This is a genomic window from Rheinheimera baltica DSM 14885, assembly GCF_000425345.1.
In the GTDB taxonomy this organism is placed as follows: Bacteria; Pseudomonadota; Gammaproteobacteria; order Enterobacterales; family Alteromonadaceae; genus Alishewanella; species Alishewanella baltica.
The window spans coordinates 34,981-52,125 of sequence record NZ_AUDG01000018.1 but is presented as its reverse complement, the minus strand read 5'-3'; the positions used below and the strand labels follow the sequence as shown (position 1 = coordinate 52,125).

Here is a 17,145-nt window from a genome sequence, read left to right as displayed (position 1 = left end):
TTTCTGTCATTTTTACAACTGCAGCCAAAAACTCAGCTGTGCGGCTAACCCGCACGACAGCGTAAGCACCGCCGCCTAAAACTTGTTATTGCACATTATGCCAGGCTGTAAATACAGCTTGATTGCCAAAAATAACCTGTAGCAACACAGAATTAAGCCAACCACAGCCTGACAACGCCAAAGCAATGTCAGGATTAAAAACAACCGTATTTAGTGCGCCGCAGCGACGCCGTCTCGTCTGGAATCGGAGCCGGCAACATAGCCTTTGTCTAATTTCATTACGGCCTGACCACCACCGAATACCAGGCCGGTGTTATTACCATGAAAAAAGCCTTGCGCGGTGGCCATAATCGGATTTTGTGCGGCATGCCCCATTTCATACAACTTATCCATCGTGCTTTGCGGGATGGCTTGCTCAAAACTGACGTTGTTGTGCTCCCAGTGCCGGAACCTTGGCGCATCAATGGCTTGCTGCACATCCATATCAAACAGCATCATATTAAGCAGCATCTGCACATGCGCTTGCGGCTGTTGCGCGCCGCCGACAATACCAAAACTTAACCAAGGTTGTTGTTTGCCCTGTGCGTCGGCTTTGGTGACAAAACCCGGAATGATGGTATGAAACGGCCGTCGGCCCGGAGCCACGGTATTAGCCCGGTTTGGCTGCACCGACAGCCCTACACCGCGGTTTTGCAGCGCAAAACCCGTACCCGGCACCACAATGCCCGAGCCAAAGGGCCCGGCTAAGCTGTTAATAAAAGACACCATATTACCGTCTTTGTCCGCCACGCTTAAATAGGTAGTATCACTGGTTGTGAGCGAAGGTTCAGGATCGGCCTGTGCCATTGCTTTACCCCCATGGATAAGGGCGCGCCGCTTGGCAATAACCTGATCTGACAATAATTGCTCTGGTTTTATCTGCATAAATTCCGGATCACCAACAAAGTGTTCCAGGTCTGCATAAGCCAGCTTTTTCGCTTCAATCAGGTGATGCAGATAATCAGCCGAATTGTGCTGCATGGCAGCTAAATCATACGGCTCTAATATCTTAAGCATCTCAAGCGCCGCAATACCCTGGCCATTGGGTGGCAGCTCCCATAAACGATACTCTTTAAAGGCTACCGACATCGGCTCTACCCACTGCGCGCTGTAGTTGGCAAAATCGCTTTGCGTTAAAAACCCACCTAACTCTTGTACTCTGGCCGCAATTGTCTGCCCCAGTTCGCCGCCGTACAACAGCTGTGGACCATGCTGTGCAATAAGCTTTAGCGTGTTGGCATAATCCGGGTTGTAAAACCATTCTCCGGCTTGGGGTGTGCGGGTTTGGTCAATTAAAAAAGTAGCGCGTGCACCTGAGTCCCAATTGATTTTGCTTTCAAATAGCCCCCATTCCGTCGCGGTGGCTTTGGATACCGGAAACCCGTGCTCTGCCAGCGCAATAGCAGGTGCCAATGCTTGGGCTAAAGTCAGGGTCCCATGCGCATCTAACAGCCTGGCCCAACCCGATAGTGCGCCCGGCAGGGTAATAGATTGCGGGCCGTCATCCGGCACCCGCCTGCGGTCTTTCATTTTATCGAACGTCATCAAAGCACCCGCATGCCCGCTGCCATTAATACCAACCAGCCGCTGCTCTTGCTCTAACCACAGCATGGCAAACATATCACCACCAATACCCGTCATATAGGGCTCAACCACACTCAGCACCGCTGCCGCTGTAACCGCGGCATCAACCGCATTGCCGCCATTTTTAAGTACGGTTAACCCTGCCTGACTGGCTAATGGCTGACTGCTCGCCACCACACCATTAGGCGCATACACCGCATTTTCCCGGAACTGTTCGACGGGTGAGCCAAGCCCGGCCCGAAATGAAAAACCCGCCACCACAGCTGATATCGCCACAAACAGCATGATCGCCAGCGTCCACAGCAAAAACTTCTTTATCCCGTGCATATTATTTTGTTTTCCTTTACGTTAAACCGCAGCAAATTTTTTGTCAGCAGATATAAGTACATGCGTATTGCGCGCTATAGTAGCGCGACCAACCGGTACATTCTTGAACGATATTGCGATTGGATGCACAAAGTAAAATAACGTGGTTAAAAAACCCCGACATAGCTTGAAGCAGTTTAATACAGGAGTAGCGCAAGGATGGGCAACAAGCAGAGTTTGGTAAAGGGCCAGCTAAAAAGTTGGGTTAAGCGCGCCGCTGGTGAGACCGAACGCATTGAAGCTTGCTTTAGTGGCTTGGCTTATGCGCCACATAGCCATGACACTTACACCTTAGCGTTAACTACCCTTGGCGTACAAAGCTTTAATTATCGCGGCGAGCTGCGCCACTCACTGCCGGGCGAGGTGGTGATATTACACCCCGACGAAACCCACGACGGCCAGGCCGGCACCGACAGCCCCTTTGCTTACCGGGCGATCAGTATCAACCCTGTCGAGGTGCAAAATATTCTGCAAGGCGCCTGCCTGCCGTTTTTGCACGGCGGCGTAAGCCGCGATCCGCGCTTTGTGCACATTGCCAGCCGGCTACTATCGGAATTCAATCGCCCGCTGCAGACTCTGGAGCAGCAGGAGCTTATTTATGCTTTTGCCAGCAGTTTGCAGCAGGTTAGCGGCAACAGTGTTAAACACACTAAGGCCAACTACACGGCGATAAAACGCGTACTCGAATATATTGACGACATCATCACTACCGATTGCGCCATGTCACACGACATTACCCTGGATGAGCTGGCCGTTATTGCACAATACAGTAAGTGGCAAGTCGCCCGTGATTTCAGATCTCTTTATGGAACGACACCTTACCGCTATGTAACACTAAAGCGATTACAAAAAGCCAAAGCCTTAATCGAGCGCGGCCAACCATTGGCGCAAGTCGCTTTTAGCAGTGGCTTTGCTGATCAAAGCCATCTGACCCGGCATTTTAAACAGTGTTTTGGCACCACACCCAAAGTATGGGCGAAACTACATCTGGCTAGCACAACCTAATTCTGCTTAACCAAAACAAGCCGGCTCTGTTGCTGCAGCGCCCAATCATTCAGGTATGCGGCTAACTCGCGTGGCAGCTCAAGCAGCGGCGCCCATAACTTTTTGTTGCACATTGTGCCCGGCAGTAAATACAGCTTCATAGCCAAAAGCCCTGCGGAAGTTTAAACCAAACACTTTAGCAATTTACTTAGCTGCTGCTGATAACCGGCCTCGTCAAAAGCTTGTGATGCCGGGTTCATAAAGCCGTGTGCGTAGTCTGTACTTACAGCCGTTACGCCCGGCTTTTGTTGTAACTGACTACAGATATCAGTTACAGCAAAATGTGGCTCGCTGTGGCCAAAGATAACCTGCGTCGGCACAGCTGGTGTTAGCGCCAGATGCTGATAAATTTGGCCCGGGTAGAACAGTATCGCCTGCTTAAGCAGACGGGTATCAGTGTTAGCCAACGCGCGCCATAACGCAGTGGCACCGGCGCTAAAACCAATAGCCAGGTCAAACGGTTGCTTGCTGTTGGCAAAGACCTGCGCGGCGATAGCAGCATAAGCATCATGGCCGCACTGCGCAATATACTCAGCATAAGCGCTGGCTTCATCGGCAAACTGCTGGCGTTTGCCCTGATAAGGGTCGACAAGCTGAACAGCGGCACCAGCCTGGTTTAAATCGGCCTGCAGACGTTCAAGGCCGGCACATAAACCAAAAATATCGCTTAGCACTACTACCCGCGTTGTCACTTTTACTCCTTAAATTAATCCAGCCAGGCTATCAGATCTCGCCCGGATAGAACCAACAAACGACTTATTTAACACTTTTTTGCTGTTTTTGCTCTAACACAGGGTATTTAGCGGTTGCTGTAGGTTTTATTTGCCTCAAAGGCTTCCAGCTCTAGCGGCGAGTTGTCATAGCCGTATTTGAGTAAATCGCTAAAGTGCTGGCTGATTACCTGTTTCAGGCTTGCGCGCTCGATTTGCAGCACATGCACCAGCTCGTGCGCCAGCTTGGGCGTATTGAGCGGATAGTCTTTTCTGACATAAATAGAGTAACCAAATACCTGAGCGTTGTTAATAATGCCATCGCCAATAAAACCTGTGGCCTCACCGACCAACTTCAACATAGGATTGTGGTACGGAAATGGCACCTCATCGACATACACCAGCCTGACCTTTTCCGGGCTTTTAATGCCGATATCTCTGGCAAGAGCTAACTGCGCTTCGTTAAGCGGCTCACCCACTTTTACTCCAGCCGCTTCAGTTTCGCTGGCCCAGTCGATATATTGCGGCAGAATAACTGACGAAATAATGTTTTGATGAAATACAATTACTGCACCGACAAGCGCCAGCAAAAACGCCAGTGCTATGGTTATTTTTTTCATACAACTTACCGTCCGATCTTTAAATAGTGCTTATTATGCTTACCAAACTACTCACTGTCGAAAAAATCTAATACCACAGCATATTTAGCCGTTGTACTGGTAAGCCGCAAAGCGCACGACAGGCCCTGGCTTTAGCCTCACTACTTTTCATTACCGCTGCGATGCTAGCAAAAACGCTACAATCTCGCTTTGATATTGCCTGGCGAGCCCGCCGTGGCCGCCACCAGCTATTTTTAAATGCTGATATCGATACGGATATTGATGTTGCTGCAGCCGCTGCATAATCCGGTCGGACATCTCGCTGGATGGCCACAGCTCATCCGCTGTGCCCGAGATAAGTAACACGTCGGCCTGCATTTGCTGCACCGGGATCAGCGCTTGCTGGTAAGCCTGTTGATTTTGCATAGCAACTTCATAGCCCCGACGAATATTGCTTTGCAGCAACGGCAGTGCTGATCGCAGGCTAAAAGGCACAAAAGCAATGGGTTGGCCCTGCCAGCTCCAGGACGAACTGGTGCTATACCACTCTGGGCTACCAAACACCACGTCACTGCCAACCACCGACACCACAGTGCTGATTTGCGCCGAACGACTGGCCAGTAATAAGGCTAACTCCGCCCCCTTTGACACGCCCAGCACGGACAGTTTCTCAGCGTCGATGGCAGGATTGCTGCGGGTATGTTCAATAGCGTCAAGCACCCCGCCAAGCTCTATCCGATCCAAACCAGATGGAATACCCGGCAAGCCAAAATAACCGACGACCAATAGTGCAAAACCGGCATCCAGATAGGCTTGCCGCTCTGGCGCACTGCGCGTATTGGTCATGCTCATACCACCTTCTGAGCCTCCGAAAAACACCAACAGCGGCGCCGGATTGTCTGCACTTGCCGTTGCGGGTAAATACAATTGGCTTTGCACCTTGCCCTGGTTAGACATGGGCACAAACAGGGTAATTAACTGCGGCAGCTGGCTGCATAGCAACAACAGTGCGGCCAGCAACAGCGCGATTGTTTTGAGTTTACTTAATTTTAATGCATTGGGTGTAGCGGATAATGTCGAAAACATAAACCTTTGCCTGAGTAATTAAACCTGACGCCTATTGTTTATTAACGGCAACAACAAAGGCAGCGCTTGTTGTCATCGAAGTTAGCTGACAAATGTCAGATGCTCAATACCGCTATAAGCCCGAACCACACAATAAGATAAACTTTTAACCGGAGAACGTGATCAGCGCCGGCCAGTTTTCTGCCCAGGTGTGGTTGCTACTTTCTCCGGCGGCCTCTAATGCGCTGCTGATAAACTCGATAAACACCCTGACTCTGGCCGGTAAATAATCGCGTTTGGCATAAATAGCAAACACACCATTGTCCGGCTGCGGCGGCCGGTAATAAGGGTACAACGACACTAAGGCACCGCTTTGTAAGCCCTGTTTGGCCAGAAAATGCGGCAGCTGCGCAACGCCCAAACCATTGGCACACATTGCCGCCATGGCTTCGCCATCATCGGTAATATGCCGGCGCGTTAGCTCAAAGGGCTGATAGCTGCCGTGTTGATCCGGCAAAAACACCGGCTGCAATTGTTGGGTTTGTTTAATGCGAAAGCCAATCCAGCTGTGCGGGGGCTTAAGCCTGGGTATCGCCTTTGCAGTACTGGCACGGCTAAACAACCCCGACCGCGCCTTTGGTGCGCTGCTCTTTGTGCAGTTTAGTATTGGCTCACTGGTTATTTACCTGCTACCGGCGCTGGAAAGTTTGCTCGGCACCTATGCTGTGTTTTATCTGATGGCCGCCATTGCCGCGCTGGCATTGCTGTTTTTACTCTGCCTGCCAAGGCTAACGTTAACACCGGCAGCGGTGGGTCAAGCCCAGGCAGTAGCCGGCGCAGCGCGTGCCGGTTTAACGCAACACGCTGTGTTATTGCTGCTCGCCATTATGCTGTATCAAACTGCGGCCAGCGCCATTTGGGCCTATGCCGGGCTGATTGGCCAGGCTGCCGGCATGGCCACTGCCAGTGTTAATAATACTATTGCGCTAACCGGCTTGTTGGGACTGGCCGGTGCCATGCTGCCGGTACTGACCGGCCAACGCTTTGGCCGCTTAAACCTGCTGTTGGCGGCTATAGTTTTGTCGCTAAGCGCGGCGCTACTGCTTAACGTTGCCCAGCACAACCTGCTTTATATCGGCGCCCTGGCGATGCTGTTTTTTGCCTAGCCGGCGGTGCTGGCCTACCTGTTGGCGGTAATTGCCGAAACAGACAGCAGCGGCCGGCTGGCGACGATAGCCGCTGTGGTGTCTTCAATCGGTATGGCAACAGGCCCGTTGCTGGCCTCTGCTTTGCTGGATAACGGTAACGTCTCTGCCCTGCTTTACAGCTGTGCGCTGTTGTTTTTGTGCAGTTATGTACTGCTGTTTAAACCGGTGCTGGCCTTTGAAAAACCGGCGGCGGCTTTAGCGCCCTGCCAATAAAGTGTTTAACGGGCAGGCAATAACCTAAGGTGACTCAGATGCTTCGATATATGTTTAACAAGATGCTGCTGGCGATGCAACAGCGTTACGCTTACGACGTAGGCTATCAACAGGATATTCTGCACAGCGATTTAGCGGCGTTTTTAAAGTTCAGCGGCTTTCAGACTATGGCATCACACCGCGGTGCTCTGCCGGCCGGGCCACTGTATGCCGCCAGAATACGCGCCATAATTTTTGATGATTGCGGCCCCTGCAGTCAGTTAGTAGTGAATATGGCCTTAGAAGCCGGACTGTCGCAGGCGGTGGTGCGCGCCATTATTGAGCAAGACTTAGCCGCGCTGCCGGCAGATATGGCCCTGGTTGTGCAGTTTACCGAACGGGTGTTAGCACACGATCCGCAAGCTGACACGTTACGCGATAACATCCTGGCGCTGTGGGGTAGCAAAGGACTTATCACGCTTAGTTTTGCTATCAGCGCTTACCGGGTTTATCCGGCACTGAAGTACAGTCTGGGCTACGGCAGAGCCTGTAGCCGCATACAGCTGAACGACTTATCCGTTGTGCCTCAGCGCTCAAAAACCCCAGCTAGCGGAGCAAACGATGCGGAGTAGATTAACCACTGGCATAGCCTTATTGCTATGCCCGGTTCAGCTTATTTGCGCCGGCAGATTTTATGCTTAGCGCGGCACAAAATAAACAGCTCTGACCGTTCAGCGACTTTTTAGTCACAATGGCTTTGTTAACCTCACAACGTTGCATCGGATAAATACGGCTGATAGTTGGAGGAATAATAATATGAGCAGGCACTTACGCAAGGTATCGTGGTTTAAACTGTGGTTGAGATTGTGGACGCTGCTGCTTGGCATGCCGATTTTGGGCTTGCCCATTTTTGCCGGCGCCGCTGAGGCCCCGGGGGCGCTGACGGTGATCGTCAAAAATCAGCAGACAGATCGCCCACTTGGCACTGTGCAGATCACGCTGACGGAACGGCAAAGTAATACCACCCAAACGCTAACCACCGATGAGCAAGGTCGTGTCGTCGTGGCACAGCTTAACCCCGGACTCTACGCGGTAAACCTGGCTAAAAGCGGCTTTGCTGCCGTGTATGAGCCAAGCGTACGGGTGATTACGCGCAAAAATATCAAGCTTGAATTCAAACTCAGCGAAGTGGAAATTGAGAAAGTGCTGGTGCGCGGACAGCAAACTGCTGCCTTTGGTTCTGGCTCCGGCACCTATCTCGACCGGGAAACCTTGCGCAGCGCTGTAGGCGGTGGCGCAGATCCACTGCTGTCGCTGGACGGTTTACCCGGTCTGGCATCCGCCAGCGAGTTCGCCAGCTTTAGTGTACGCGGCCGTGGTCCAAGAGATAATTTGTTATTAGTTGATGACTTTCCGTTTGATAAAGCGGTGCATTTTGATGCCACTCTGGGTGAAGAGGAAGATGTTGGTGGTGGTGGCCGTTTCTCGATTTTTGCACCGAATGTTATAGGTGGTGCCGACTTCTCTCCTGGTGGCTGGAGTGCCGCTTATGGTGGCCGTGCGGCATCGCTGCTGAAACTGGATGTCGCCGACGGCAACCCGGGCCCGTCAGCCAGTTTCCGTTACGACCTTGCCGGTTATGAAGTGGGTTACGACGGCCCTGCCGGTATCACACCAGATGCAACGATGCTGATTTCGGCGCGGCGGCTGGATTTCGGCAAATTGTTTGAAACCATTGAAGAGCTGGACATTGGCGAGCCGGTGTTAAGGGACATCATCGTAAAATCGGTGATACCCATCAACCAAAACCACACTTTAGAAGTGCTGCTGATAGATACCCACGAGGACTATAGCCGCGACGTGACACACGTGTTTGAGTCGCCCGATTTCGAGGATGTTGCGCTGCAATATGCTGAACAAGACAGCGACTTATACGGTTTGACATTACGCTCATTAGTGGGTGATAAAGCAGTCTGGACCAACAGAGCTTACTACCGCTCAAGCGACAAGCTGAGTTCAGAAGGGGAAGCCTTTCCTGATCTGGTACCTGAAGGCTCACCGGCGGCTGATTTTCCACTGCGGGAAGACATTATTACCATTGCTGAAGCTGAAACAGAGGTTGGCTGGCGCAGCGATTTTGAGACCGTGAATAAATGGGGTCTGTTCAGTGCCGGTGTGCGGCTAACGCAAATTGAACTGGACTATAGCACGGTGTTAGATGGTGATTGGATCCGCTTTGTTTACGACGACGATGATTTTAGACCAGACCCCGGGCAGCGTTATATTGTGCTTACGCCCGACAGCTTAAACTCGGCAATACGCCAAAAAGAAACCAGCTATGCCGGCTACGCAGAGCAGGTTTTCCAATTCGGCAATTGGGATTTTGGCACCGGCTTACGGCTTGAGCACGACGGTTTTGCCGACGAAAGCTTCGCCTCGCCCAGGTTCAGCGTAAACTGGCAGCCCGGTAAAAAAGTACGCTATTTTGCCAGCGCCGGGCTGTTTCGTCAGTCACCACGGTATTTAGAGCTTACTGCTAACGAGTCTAATAAGCTGAAGACTGAAAAAATTACTCATACCAGCGTCGGTGTAAAATATTTCCCCACCAGCAATTGGTCGGTGTTAACCGAGGCTTATTATCAACGCCTCGACGATTTGGTGACAGATCTGGACCGCGCCAACGGCACCTATGCCAATATCGCTGACGGCAGCTCTTATGGTGTTGATATAGTAGTAAACGGTACTATTTTTGAAGGCCTGTACGCCAGCGCAACCTATTCTTACAACGATGCCGTGGTTGATCGCAAAGACGGCCGCGGTGACGTAGCCGCTGAATTTAACCGCAAGCATGTGGCAACGCTGGGCCTGACGTGGGAAATAAGCAACCGCTGGAAGGTAGCCGGGCGCTATAAATACCTTTCCGGCCGGCCGGACGACAACTTTATTATTTACGCAGACGTATTGGGGCCCGGGCAACCGCTACGCTACGCAAAAGAGATCACAGAGCGCAATGTCGGTCGCAAAGACAGTTCAGGCTTGTTGAACGTTCGCGTTGACTACCGGCGTGCATTCGGCCCGATAGATGTAACCGCCTTTTTGGATGTGATCAACGTAACGGCCGCATCGTCGGGCGACGACAGCGAATTTGACTATCGCCGCGGCGTGCTGGTAAAAGACAGTAGCGAAGCCGAGCCGCTGATTGGTTTGCGGCTGGACTATGCCTGGTAAACCTGGTGTGGTAGACCTGGCATGGTAGACCCGGTATGGTAAATCGGGCCAGATAAAAACGGGTAGGAAGGAGTCGCAGATGTTACGCAAACTTGGTGAGGTGCCGGTTAGAGTGCTGATTGTTGAAGACAACCGCGACATCTGCGACAACATTGCGGCCTATCTTGCAAAGCATAGCTATGTGATGGATTTTGCCTATGACGGCATCAGCGCGATGCAGCTGGCGTTGACCAACCCGTTCGACGTTATTGTGCTGGATCTGATGCTGCCGGGCATGGATGGCCTGAGTTTCTGCCAAAAACTGCGCACTGATGCCGAAATATCAACCCCGGTGCTGATGCTAACGGCAAGGGACACACTTGACGATAAACTAAAAGGCTTTGCCGCAGGCGCCGATGACTACCTGGTCAAGCCATTCGCCTTACAAGAGCTGCATGCGAGGTTGCAGGCGCTGTACAAACGTAGCCACGGCAGAACCGACAACCTGTTAGCTGTGGCTGATTTGACGCTGAACCGGGCCACGCAGCAGGTGCATCGCGCAGGGCAACGCATCGATCTCAGCCCTGCCGGCATGAGACTGCTGCAACGCCTGATGGAACAAGCGCCTTCTGTTGTCGCCCGCGATGAGCTTGAAACGTTGTTGTGGGCTGACGAGCCCCCCGATGGTGATGCCCTGCGCTCGCACCTTTACAAACTGCGCCAGGTCATAGACAAGCCGTTTAACAACCCGCTGATCCATACCGTGCATCGCATCGGCTACCGCCTTGCAGAGGATGCTGAAGATGTGGAGGATGCCAGGTAATGTACCGGCACAGTTTACGTCAGCGTGTCGCTATTGCCTTTGCACTCTGTGTTGCGGTACTCAGCGTAGTCTGGGGATTCGCTTTCCTCGCTGCGATAAGACTCAGCGAAGACCGGGTGCTGACGCAGCAGCTGCAGGTTGCCGCCCAAAGCTACCCTGTGATGCCGGCGAACCTGCGCGGCTACGATACGGTTGCCGGCTTACCGGAATCACTGCGGGCCTGGGCACAGACCAACCCCGCTGAGGGAATATATGAGTTCGAAGCCGAAGAGTTGCATGTCGCGGTAATCAAAACCGCTAATGAACCGCAACAAGCCTTTGTGGTGTTCGACGTTGCCGGCATTGAAGCGGCGTCATCAGAGGACTGGTGGTTGCTGTTGGTTATCAGCGGTGTTGTCGGTACGCTTGGTGTGCTGGGTTTCGGCCTGGGCGTGCTGGTGATGCGCAGAGCTGTTTCTCCTGTGACGCAACTGGCCAAAGCGGTCGCAGACATCGACACTGAGCAGCTGTCGATGGATGATTATAAACGCATAGAGTCTGGCCGGTTCGGTGATGATGAGGTTGGTGTACTTGCTGCGACCATTGAAAAGACGCTTGAGCGGATCAGCGCCTTTGTCGCCAGGGAGCGCTACTTTACCAGTTCAGCCAGCCATGAGCTGCGCACCCCCATCACGGTAATTACAGGAGCACTTGAGCTGCTGGAACAAAGCGAGTTGTCAGCAGCCGATATCAAGACGCTGGATCGGGTGCGCCGGGCCACCCTTGATATGCAAACCACCATTGAAATGTTCCTCTGTCTCGCCCGCGAAACCGACGACGGCTTGTATGATGAGCAGTTTTTCGTGCTGCCGCTGGTAAGCAAAGCCATAGAACAGCAACGCTACCTGCTAAGCCGCAAGATGGTCGATGTTGAAATAGACCATCTTGCCAATCCCCGTGTCTGCGGCCATCCACAGGCTTTTGCTACCGCGGTGAATAATCTGGTGCGAAATGCCTTCGAACATACGCTCACCGGGCAGGGACCGGTAACCATTCGTATCGCAGAGCGCGAGCTGTTAGTCACCAATCAGCTGAGCAGTGCTGCGGATGAGCAGCACTCACCAACCGGGGCATCGTCGCATGGCTATGGCCTGGGCCTGGGGATAGTGCAACGGCTGTGTGAGCGCAATGGCTGGTCGTTTTCGCTGCTGGCGGATGAAACGCGGGTCGTCGCCCGTCTCTCATGGTAACAACTACAGCAGGCAGAGCAGCTGTTGTTGTGACAGTGCTGCACGGCCTTCAATTTTACTTATCATCACCTCTGGGTATTCATCGTAATACAACTGTCGGAACTGTCCTTGCAGTACCAGTTTATTGAATGCGCACTGCCATTGCCGTATTACGCCATCATCCACCTGCCTGGAAAAAGCCAGATACATTTCAATATTTTGTAAGGGGTATACCGCTTGTAAATCCAACCCGGCGTCTTGCAGCTGCGCCATACGCTTGGGCGTAACATCACCGTGCATGGCAATTAACTCGGCACGACCGATTTTAAGCATATTATAACAATCGCCGGATTTAAGACTTAAGATCAGGTTTTTATCTATTTCAAAGCCCAGGGTCAGCAGCTCGTTAACAATGCTGGTGTTACGTGTTTCACAGGCGACATGGTTTTGTAGTAAATCTGCCAGGCTGGCATTTGGGGCTACAACACCACGTTTGGCGTAAAGGTTTACCGAATAAAGTTTAATAGGCCCTACCCATTTGAATTTATGTTCTCTGTCGGGGGTTCTTATGGTGTCATACACCGCCACATTGTCACTGCTTACAGCAATAGCGTAAGCCCGCGCCCAGGGTAAAATCTCAATAGTGGTGCTATCGCCGACTTGCTTCTGTATCGCCTTTACAATTTGCGTAGACATACCATAAACACTGCCGTGCTTGTCTTTTAGCCGCCCTCGGCTGGCAGGTTCAGTAATAATGCGCAGCGGTTTTTTTGCTGTTGTTCCGGCTGTTACAGTTGGCTCAGCAGCTAACGGTAACAGCGTTAATATGAACAACCACAATAAAAAGGTTAGTGTTGTTTTCAATGAATGCTCCAGACGCAAAAAAGCAATAAGGGCCAGGTAGAACGATCAGTGTAGAAGAAAGGCACTACACTAGCCTAATTTCGTTATATTTTTGTTGCAAACTATTCCAATACTGACAAGCAACACTCTAACTATTTTATGATTGACACTTATTTGGCAGGCGTGATGTGGATCAAGCCATAAGATTCGGCCGTATAGTTACAAGTAAACCCTGCAATTTTTACAATCTTTACGCATTTGTGTGAATACATTACCGGCACAGACTAAGGTTAATGTGTTTAGGCGCCCTGTCGGCGTGGCCTTGCCAGTGTGGAACAGCTTTTGCTGTAACCAGGTTGTCATAAGTTATTTTTAGCGCTTACAAAATCCTCAATATCAACAACCGTTATCAATTAAGGAGAACCACATGGCAATTATTAATTGGGCTACTGCAAAATATGAAGGCCTGGGCAAAGACGGCGAAGGCCATGTTTCAACGCAGTCGGGTGCATTAAAAGACCAACCTTACGGTTTTAATACCCGGTTTGAAGACCAGGCAGGTACTAACCCGGAGGAGCAAATTGCAGCTGCACACGCGTCATGTTTTACTATGGCGTTGTCTTTTGGTCTGGCTAAGCTGGGTTTTAGCAAAGGTAGCTTAGCCTCTAAGGTCGAAATAACCCTGATAAAAGAGGGCGATGGTTTTAGCATTACCAAATCCGAAATTAAATTAGACGCCAAGGTGCCGGGCATGAATGGAGCGGATTTTGAAAAAGCCGCGGTAGAAGCGAAGTTAAACTGCCCAATATCCAAGCTGCTAAATTGCGATACAACCTTAGACATTACCTCGTTTGAAGGTAATTAACTAAAGCATAGGCTTTAACCAACTGCGCCCGTTTTTACTGGCATTGAAACGGGCCGCATTAAGCAAAATTAGAGGCGCCCAATGACATCTGAGCAAACGGAAGAATCACACAGTTTTATGCACTATGCGGCGTTAAAAACCGCCATCGTTAATGGTGAAGAACAGTTGCTAAAAGAGTTACTGGCCAACCAAAGCATGCAACCACTGGAGAAAGACTACCTGCTTGATCTAGCCAGGCTAGACAATAACCCCGCTATTTTAGCGTTACTGGAAGCAGTTCCTGTAACGGCATAACGTCGTAAAGCACTTCTTATAGCCTGCTTGGTTAACCGCTTTATATTTCAGGTTCATAAAGCCATATAGCGATAAATAAAAACCCAACAGCAAATTGATACAAAGCCGCTAAAGCGGCGTAGTATTTGTGTTTTAAAGCGTAAATTAAAGGTTGTTATGAAATTTCTGCTTAAGATTGCCGTACTCGTTGCCAGCGGCTTTGCTTTGCAAAGTTGTACTGGCGTGCCAGAGGGTGTTACACCGAAAACACCATTTGAGCTAAATCGTTATCTGGGTGAATGGCATGAAATTGCCCGGTTGGATCACCGCTTTGAAAGAGGTTTAACAGAAGTAACCGCTAACTACACTCTACGCGATGATGGTGGAGTGAAAGTAGTAAACCGTGGCTTTAGTACCGAAGAAAACAGCTGGCAGCAGGCTGAAGGCAAGGCTTACTTTGTCGGTGATAGCAATACCGGCGCACTAAAGGTGTCGTTTTTTGGCCCATTTTACGGAGGTTACAATATTGCCAAATTAACCGATGATTACAGTGTGGCGCTGGTGGTTGGCCCATCGCTGGATTACGCTTGGTTACTGGCGCGCAGTAAAACCCCGGAAAAAGCCGTCTGTGATGACTACATGGCATTTGCATTAAGTTTGGGCATTGCCAAACAACAATGGATATGGCTGCAGCAATGTAGCTAATACCCTAAGCTGATATTTGCGCTTTATTGATCAGGGCGTTAGAGTATTGGCAAACAGCACACGGACTTGCACTATGAGTGACGGTATAACCACGCCAATTAAGCACAGCACGCATTTAACTGAAATAGCCCCCGATACCTTTGTCGATGCTACGGGCCATCAGTTAACCCCTAAAGAAGTGCGAAACATTGTTACCCCGCATGACTTTGCCGTAAATACCTCCCTGTTCGGTTTAACACTGGCACGCCCTTGGCGTAGGGCCTTAGCCATAAGTATAGACGGGGTATTTATCGCTTTGCTGGCTGGCGGCGGCGTCACTTTTTTTACACCACTATATCTTTATCTGGTTTGGCGCTGCCATGCGCTGCAAAATATAAAAAGGCGCAACATTTTACTGCTGTTAATGCCGCTAATGCTGGTGTTTGCCTACACAGAAAATAACAACGTAGATGAAGACACTGTTATGGACATAGCATCCGCAATTGAACTGAGCACGGCGGCTATTGCAATTGGTAATAATTGCGATGAAAAATGCGCTGACACCAAAGCCAATGAGCTGATTTCGGCACTGCAAAATGAACAACTAAGCAATAGCCAAGCCGAGGAAACCCTAACAGACTTGCTTGCAAACTCAGTACTTAGCGCAGAGCAGCAACAACAAAAACTCACGCTATTGCAGCAACTTCGGGCTACACTTTCAGACGCACGCCAACTGTTGGTGCAACAGGCACCGTCAGAAACTTCAGCCGCACCTGCAAAGCTAAACTGGTGGCAAAAACTGCAACAGTCTGATCATAGCGTGATGAAATGGGCTCAGGGTATATTGGCAGATTTAGGCATCAGCTTTGGTTGGGCTGTGGCGTACTTAACGGTGTTTACCAGCTGGAATAACGGCCAAACTCCGGGTAAAAAGCTACTGGGTATCAAGGTAGTGCAACTGGACAATAAGCCGTTGTCATTGTGGGGCGCTTTTGGTCGTCAAGGTGGCTATAGTGCCGGTTTGGCTACCGGGCTTTTGGGGTTTTTCCAAATTTACTGGGACCCAAACCGTCAAGCCATTCAGGATAAACTGGCTGACACCCTGGTATTACGCATAAAAAACTAATCACGCCAGGCAAACCCGTTAGCGGGTTATTGTTAATCAGAAAGGTGGTTTTGTTATTGCAGTGTACCAAGCCACTTATGTCAAACCGGCGCTTTTGCTTTTTTGATGTCGCGTTATTATACCGCTATAGTCAAGGTTTAAACCAACCGCTACGAGCGTCATTTTGTTAAAGTGTTACGTGCTAATTTGCACATTAATGACAGTACCCTGTTCGCTTGCATTTGCAACAGATGCGTCAGCAATTTTAGACGAAGCTGAAGATTACCTCACCGTTAATCCTGCACAAACACTTAGCTTGCTGGAAAGCTTTAACACCGCAGATAAATTGCCTTTAGAGCAAGTACTTCGCCGACACGTATTGGTACTAAGAGCAGCAGTACCAACAAGCAAAATGGATTTATTACTACAAACTCTGGAACTGGTTTTCCAACATGAACAGCAGCCGTATTTTCAACAGCAGCTTACCTCCATTAACAGCGCATTAGGTATTTGGTTGCGTCGCAATCAATATCTGCATGATGCCCAGCTTAGTTTTGAATGTTCGTATAAATATGCCACTACAGATAAACAACGGCTAACGTTAACAAACAGCATGGCGTTAGTGGCACGACAGCTTAACGATACAGAAAAAGCCCGCGAGCTATTTAGCCACGCGCTTATGCTGGCTAAACAGTCTGAACAGACAAATGTTGTGGCGATGGTAGAAAATAATCTGGGACTACTGGCGCTGGACGCTGGAAAGTTTGCTCTGGCAGAGGCGCACTTGCGTGAAGCGCTCAAGCATTATCAATCGATTAGTCAACGTGCCGGGCAAATATCGGCAGGAACAAATCTCTTAGCGTCCTTTTTACTACAGCAACAGTTTGATAATTTTCAAGGACTTTACGGCCCAACTGCCACGCTTGCTGCAAGCTTTCCAAATGAAAGTAAGCAGGCGCTGTTGTTCTGGTTGGACACCCGTTTTCAACAACAACATGGTACGGTTGTCACTACTGAGCAGCGCTTAGCGCTGCTGGAAGCTTATGACAAACTGGAAGATGATAAAGTTAGAACGTTGATCTATCACCACGTTGCATCCTATCTCGGTGTTAATGTTGCTCTACCTCAACCACCAATAAATAAGGTATTCGAACGTCCATGGTTCCAGCTCGTCAAACAGTGTGAATGGCCACACGCTTCATAATACGCTCAATTTCTAGTGGGCTTAGCACTTAGCAAAAAAACTGACACAATTGTCAGATAAATTTACACAACACCTAGCAATGCGACAACCAAACAAAAAATATCATTATAAAACAAATAGATAAAC

18 protein-coding genes are annotated in these 17,145 nt (G+C 50.3%); 12 read left to right on the top strand and 6 right to left on the bottom strand.

Annotation, left to right across the window (positions count from 1 at the left end; all coding sequences use genetic code 11):
* Positions 1-210: 210 nt before the first annotated feature.
* Positions 211-1,950: a gamma-glutamyltransferase gene (gene ggt, locus H595_RS0107870; RefSeq protein ID WP_051219786.1), complete on the bottom strand. Its 1,740-nt coding sequence runs from the start codon at positions 1,948-1,950 to the stop codon at positions 211-213.
* 198 nt (positions 1,951-2,148) lie between these two features.
* Here ggt and H595_RS0107865 point away from each other — a divergent pair, with 198 nt between their 5' ends.
* Positions 2,149-2,994, top strand: coding sequence for a helix-turn-helix domain-containing protein (locus H595_RS0107865; protein ID WP_037054076.1), 846 nt, complete (start codon positions 2,149-2,151; stop codon positions 2,992-2,994).
* Between the two features lie 161 nt (positions 2,995-3,155).
* On the opposite strand, the gene H595_RS0107855 is transcribed toward H595_RS0107865, so the two are convergent.
* The 4 genes from H595_RS0107855 to H595_RS21855 form a co-directional block, all read right to left on the bottom strand.
* A complete protein-coding gene (locus H595_RS0107855; RefSeq protein WP_027670720.1) occupies positions 3,156-3,725 on the bottom strand; it encodes a dienelactone hydrolase family protein in 570 nt (189 codons plus the stop codon).
* Positions 3,726-3,832: 107 nt separating this feature from the next.
* On the bottom strand, positions 3,833-4,363 hold the full coding sequence (locus H595_RS0107850; RefSeq protein ID WP_027670719.1) for a hypothetical protein: 531 nt from the start codon (positions 4,361-4,363) through the stop codon (positions 3,833-3,835).
* Between the two features lie 150 nt (positions 4,364-4,513).
* A complete protein-coding gene (locus H595_RS21860; protein ID WP_051219785.1) occupies positions 4,514-5,428 on the bottom strand; it encodes an acyl-CoA thioester hydrolase/BAAT C-terminal domain-containing protein in 915 nt (304 codons plus the stop codon).
* Positions 5,429-5,573: 145 nt separating this feature from the next.
* Complete coding sequence (locus tag H595_RS21855) at positions 5,574-5,924, bottom strand: LysR substrate-binding domain-containing protein (RefSeq protein WP_240474852.1); 351 nt, start codon at positions 5,922-5,924, stop codon at positions 5,574-5,576.
* 31 nt (positions 5,925-5,955) lie between these two features.
* On the opposite strand from H595_RS21855, the gene H595_RS24560 reads away from it, so the two are divergent.
* The 6 genes from H595_RS24560 to H595_RS0107805 all read left to right on the top strand — a co-directional run bounded on the left by H595_RS24560 (position 5,956) and on the right by H595_RS0107805 (position 12,066).
* Complete coding sequence (locus H595_RS24560) at positions 5,956-6,573, top strand: hypothetical protein (protein WP_240474851.1); 618 nt, start codon at positions 5,956-5,958, stop codon at positions 6,571-6,573.
* A gap of 21 nt (positions 6,574-6,594) precedes the next feature.
* On the top strand, positions 6,595-6,828 hold the full coding sequence (locus H595_RS0107830; protein ID WP_156885941.1) for a hypothetical protein: 234 nt from the start codon (positions 6,595-6,597) through the stop codon (positions 6,826-6,828).
* Between the two features lie 38 nt (positions 6,829-6,866).
* Positions 6,867-7,439 (top strand): hypothetical protein, encoded by a 573-nt coding sequence (locus H595_RS0107825; protein ID WP_027670716.1) that lies wholly within the window; start codon positions 6,867-6,869, stop codon positions 7,437-7,439.
* A gap of 184 nt (positions 7,440-7,623) precedes the next feature.
* Positions 7,624-10,035, top strand: coding sequence for a TonB-dependent receptor (locus tag H595_RS0107815; protein WP_027670715.1), 2,412 nt, complete (start codon positions 7,624-7,626; stop codon positions 10,033-10,035).
* Positions 10,036-10,114: 79 nt separating this feature from the next.
* The gene (locus H595_RS0107810; RefSeq protein WP_027670714.1) at positions 10,115-10,837 is read left to right on the top strand and encodes a response regulator transcription factor; all 723 of its coding nucleotides are present in this window, start codon (positions 10,115-10,117) and stop codon (positions 10,835-10,837) included.
* Positions 10,837-12,066, top strand: a complete 1,230-nt coding sequence (locus tag H595_RS0107805) for a sensor histidine kinase (protein WP_027670713.1) — start codon at positions 10,837-10,839, stop codon at positions 12,064-12,066. The genes H595_RS0107810 and H595_RS0107805 overlap by 1 nt, the downstream gene beginning before the upstream one ends.
* 3 nt (positions 12,067-12,069) lie before the next feature.
* Here H595_RS0107805 and H595_RS0107800 read toward each other — a convergent pair whose 3' ends face one another.
* A complete protein-coding gene (locus tag H595_RS0107800) occupies positions 12,070-12,909 on the bottom strand; it encodes a substrate-binding periplasmic protein (RefSeq protein WP_027670712.1) in 840 nt (279 codons plus the stop codon).
* 406 nt (positions 12,910-13,315) lie between these two features.
* On the opposite strand from H595_RS0107800, the gene H595_RS0107795 reads away from it, so the two are divergent.
* The 5 genes from H595_RS0107795 to H595_RS0107775 all read left to right on the top strand — a co-directional run bounded on the left by H595_RS0107795 (position 13,316) and on the right by H595_RS0107775 (position 17,019).
* Positions 13,316-13,753: an OsmC family protein gene (locus H595_RS0107795; RefSeq protein ID WP_027670711.1), complete on the top strand. Its 438-nt coding sequence runs from the start codon at positions 13,316-13,318 to the stop codon at positions 13,751-13,753.
* A gap of 81 nt (positions 13,754-13,834) precedes the next feature.
* The gene (locus tag H595_RS0107790) at positions 13,835-14,047 is read left to right on the top strand and encodes a hypothetical protein (protein ID WP_027670710.1); all 213 of its coding nucleotides are present in this window, start codon (positions 13,835-13,837) and stop codon (positions 14,045-14,047) included.
* Between the two features lie 156 nt (positions 14,048-14,203).
* The gene (locus tag H595_RS0107785; protein WP_027670709.1) at positions 14,204-14,731 is read left to right on the top strand and encodes a lipocalin family protein; all 528 of its coding nucleotides are present in this window, start codon (positions 14,204-14,206) and stop codon (positions 14,729-14,731) included.
* Between the two features lie 73 nt (positions 14,732-14,804).
* Positions 14,805-15,836 (top strand): RDD family protein, encoded by a 1,032-nt coding sequence (locus tag H595_RS0107780; protein ID WP_027670708.1) that lies wholly within the window; start codon positions 14,805-14,807, stop codon positions 15,834-15,836.
* A 196-nt stretch (positions 15,837-16,032) separates the two neighbouring features.
* Positions 16,033-17,019 carry a tetratricopeptide repeat protein gene (locus tag H595_RS0107775; RefSeq protein ID WP_051219784.1) on the top strand — a complete coding sequence of 329 codons (987 nt, stop codon included), beginning with the start codon at positions 16,033-16,035 and terminating at the stop codon, positions 17,017-17,019.
* The last annotated feature ends 126 nt before the right edge of the window (positions 17,020-17,145 follow it).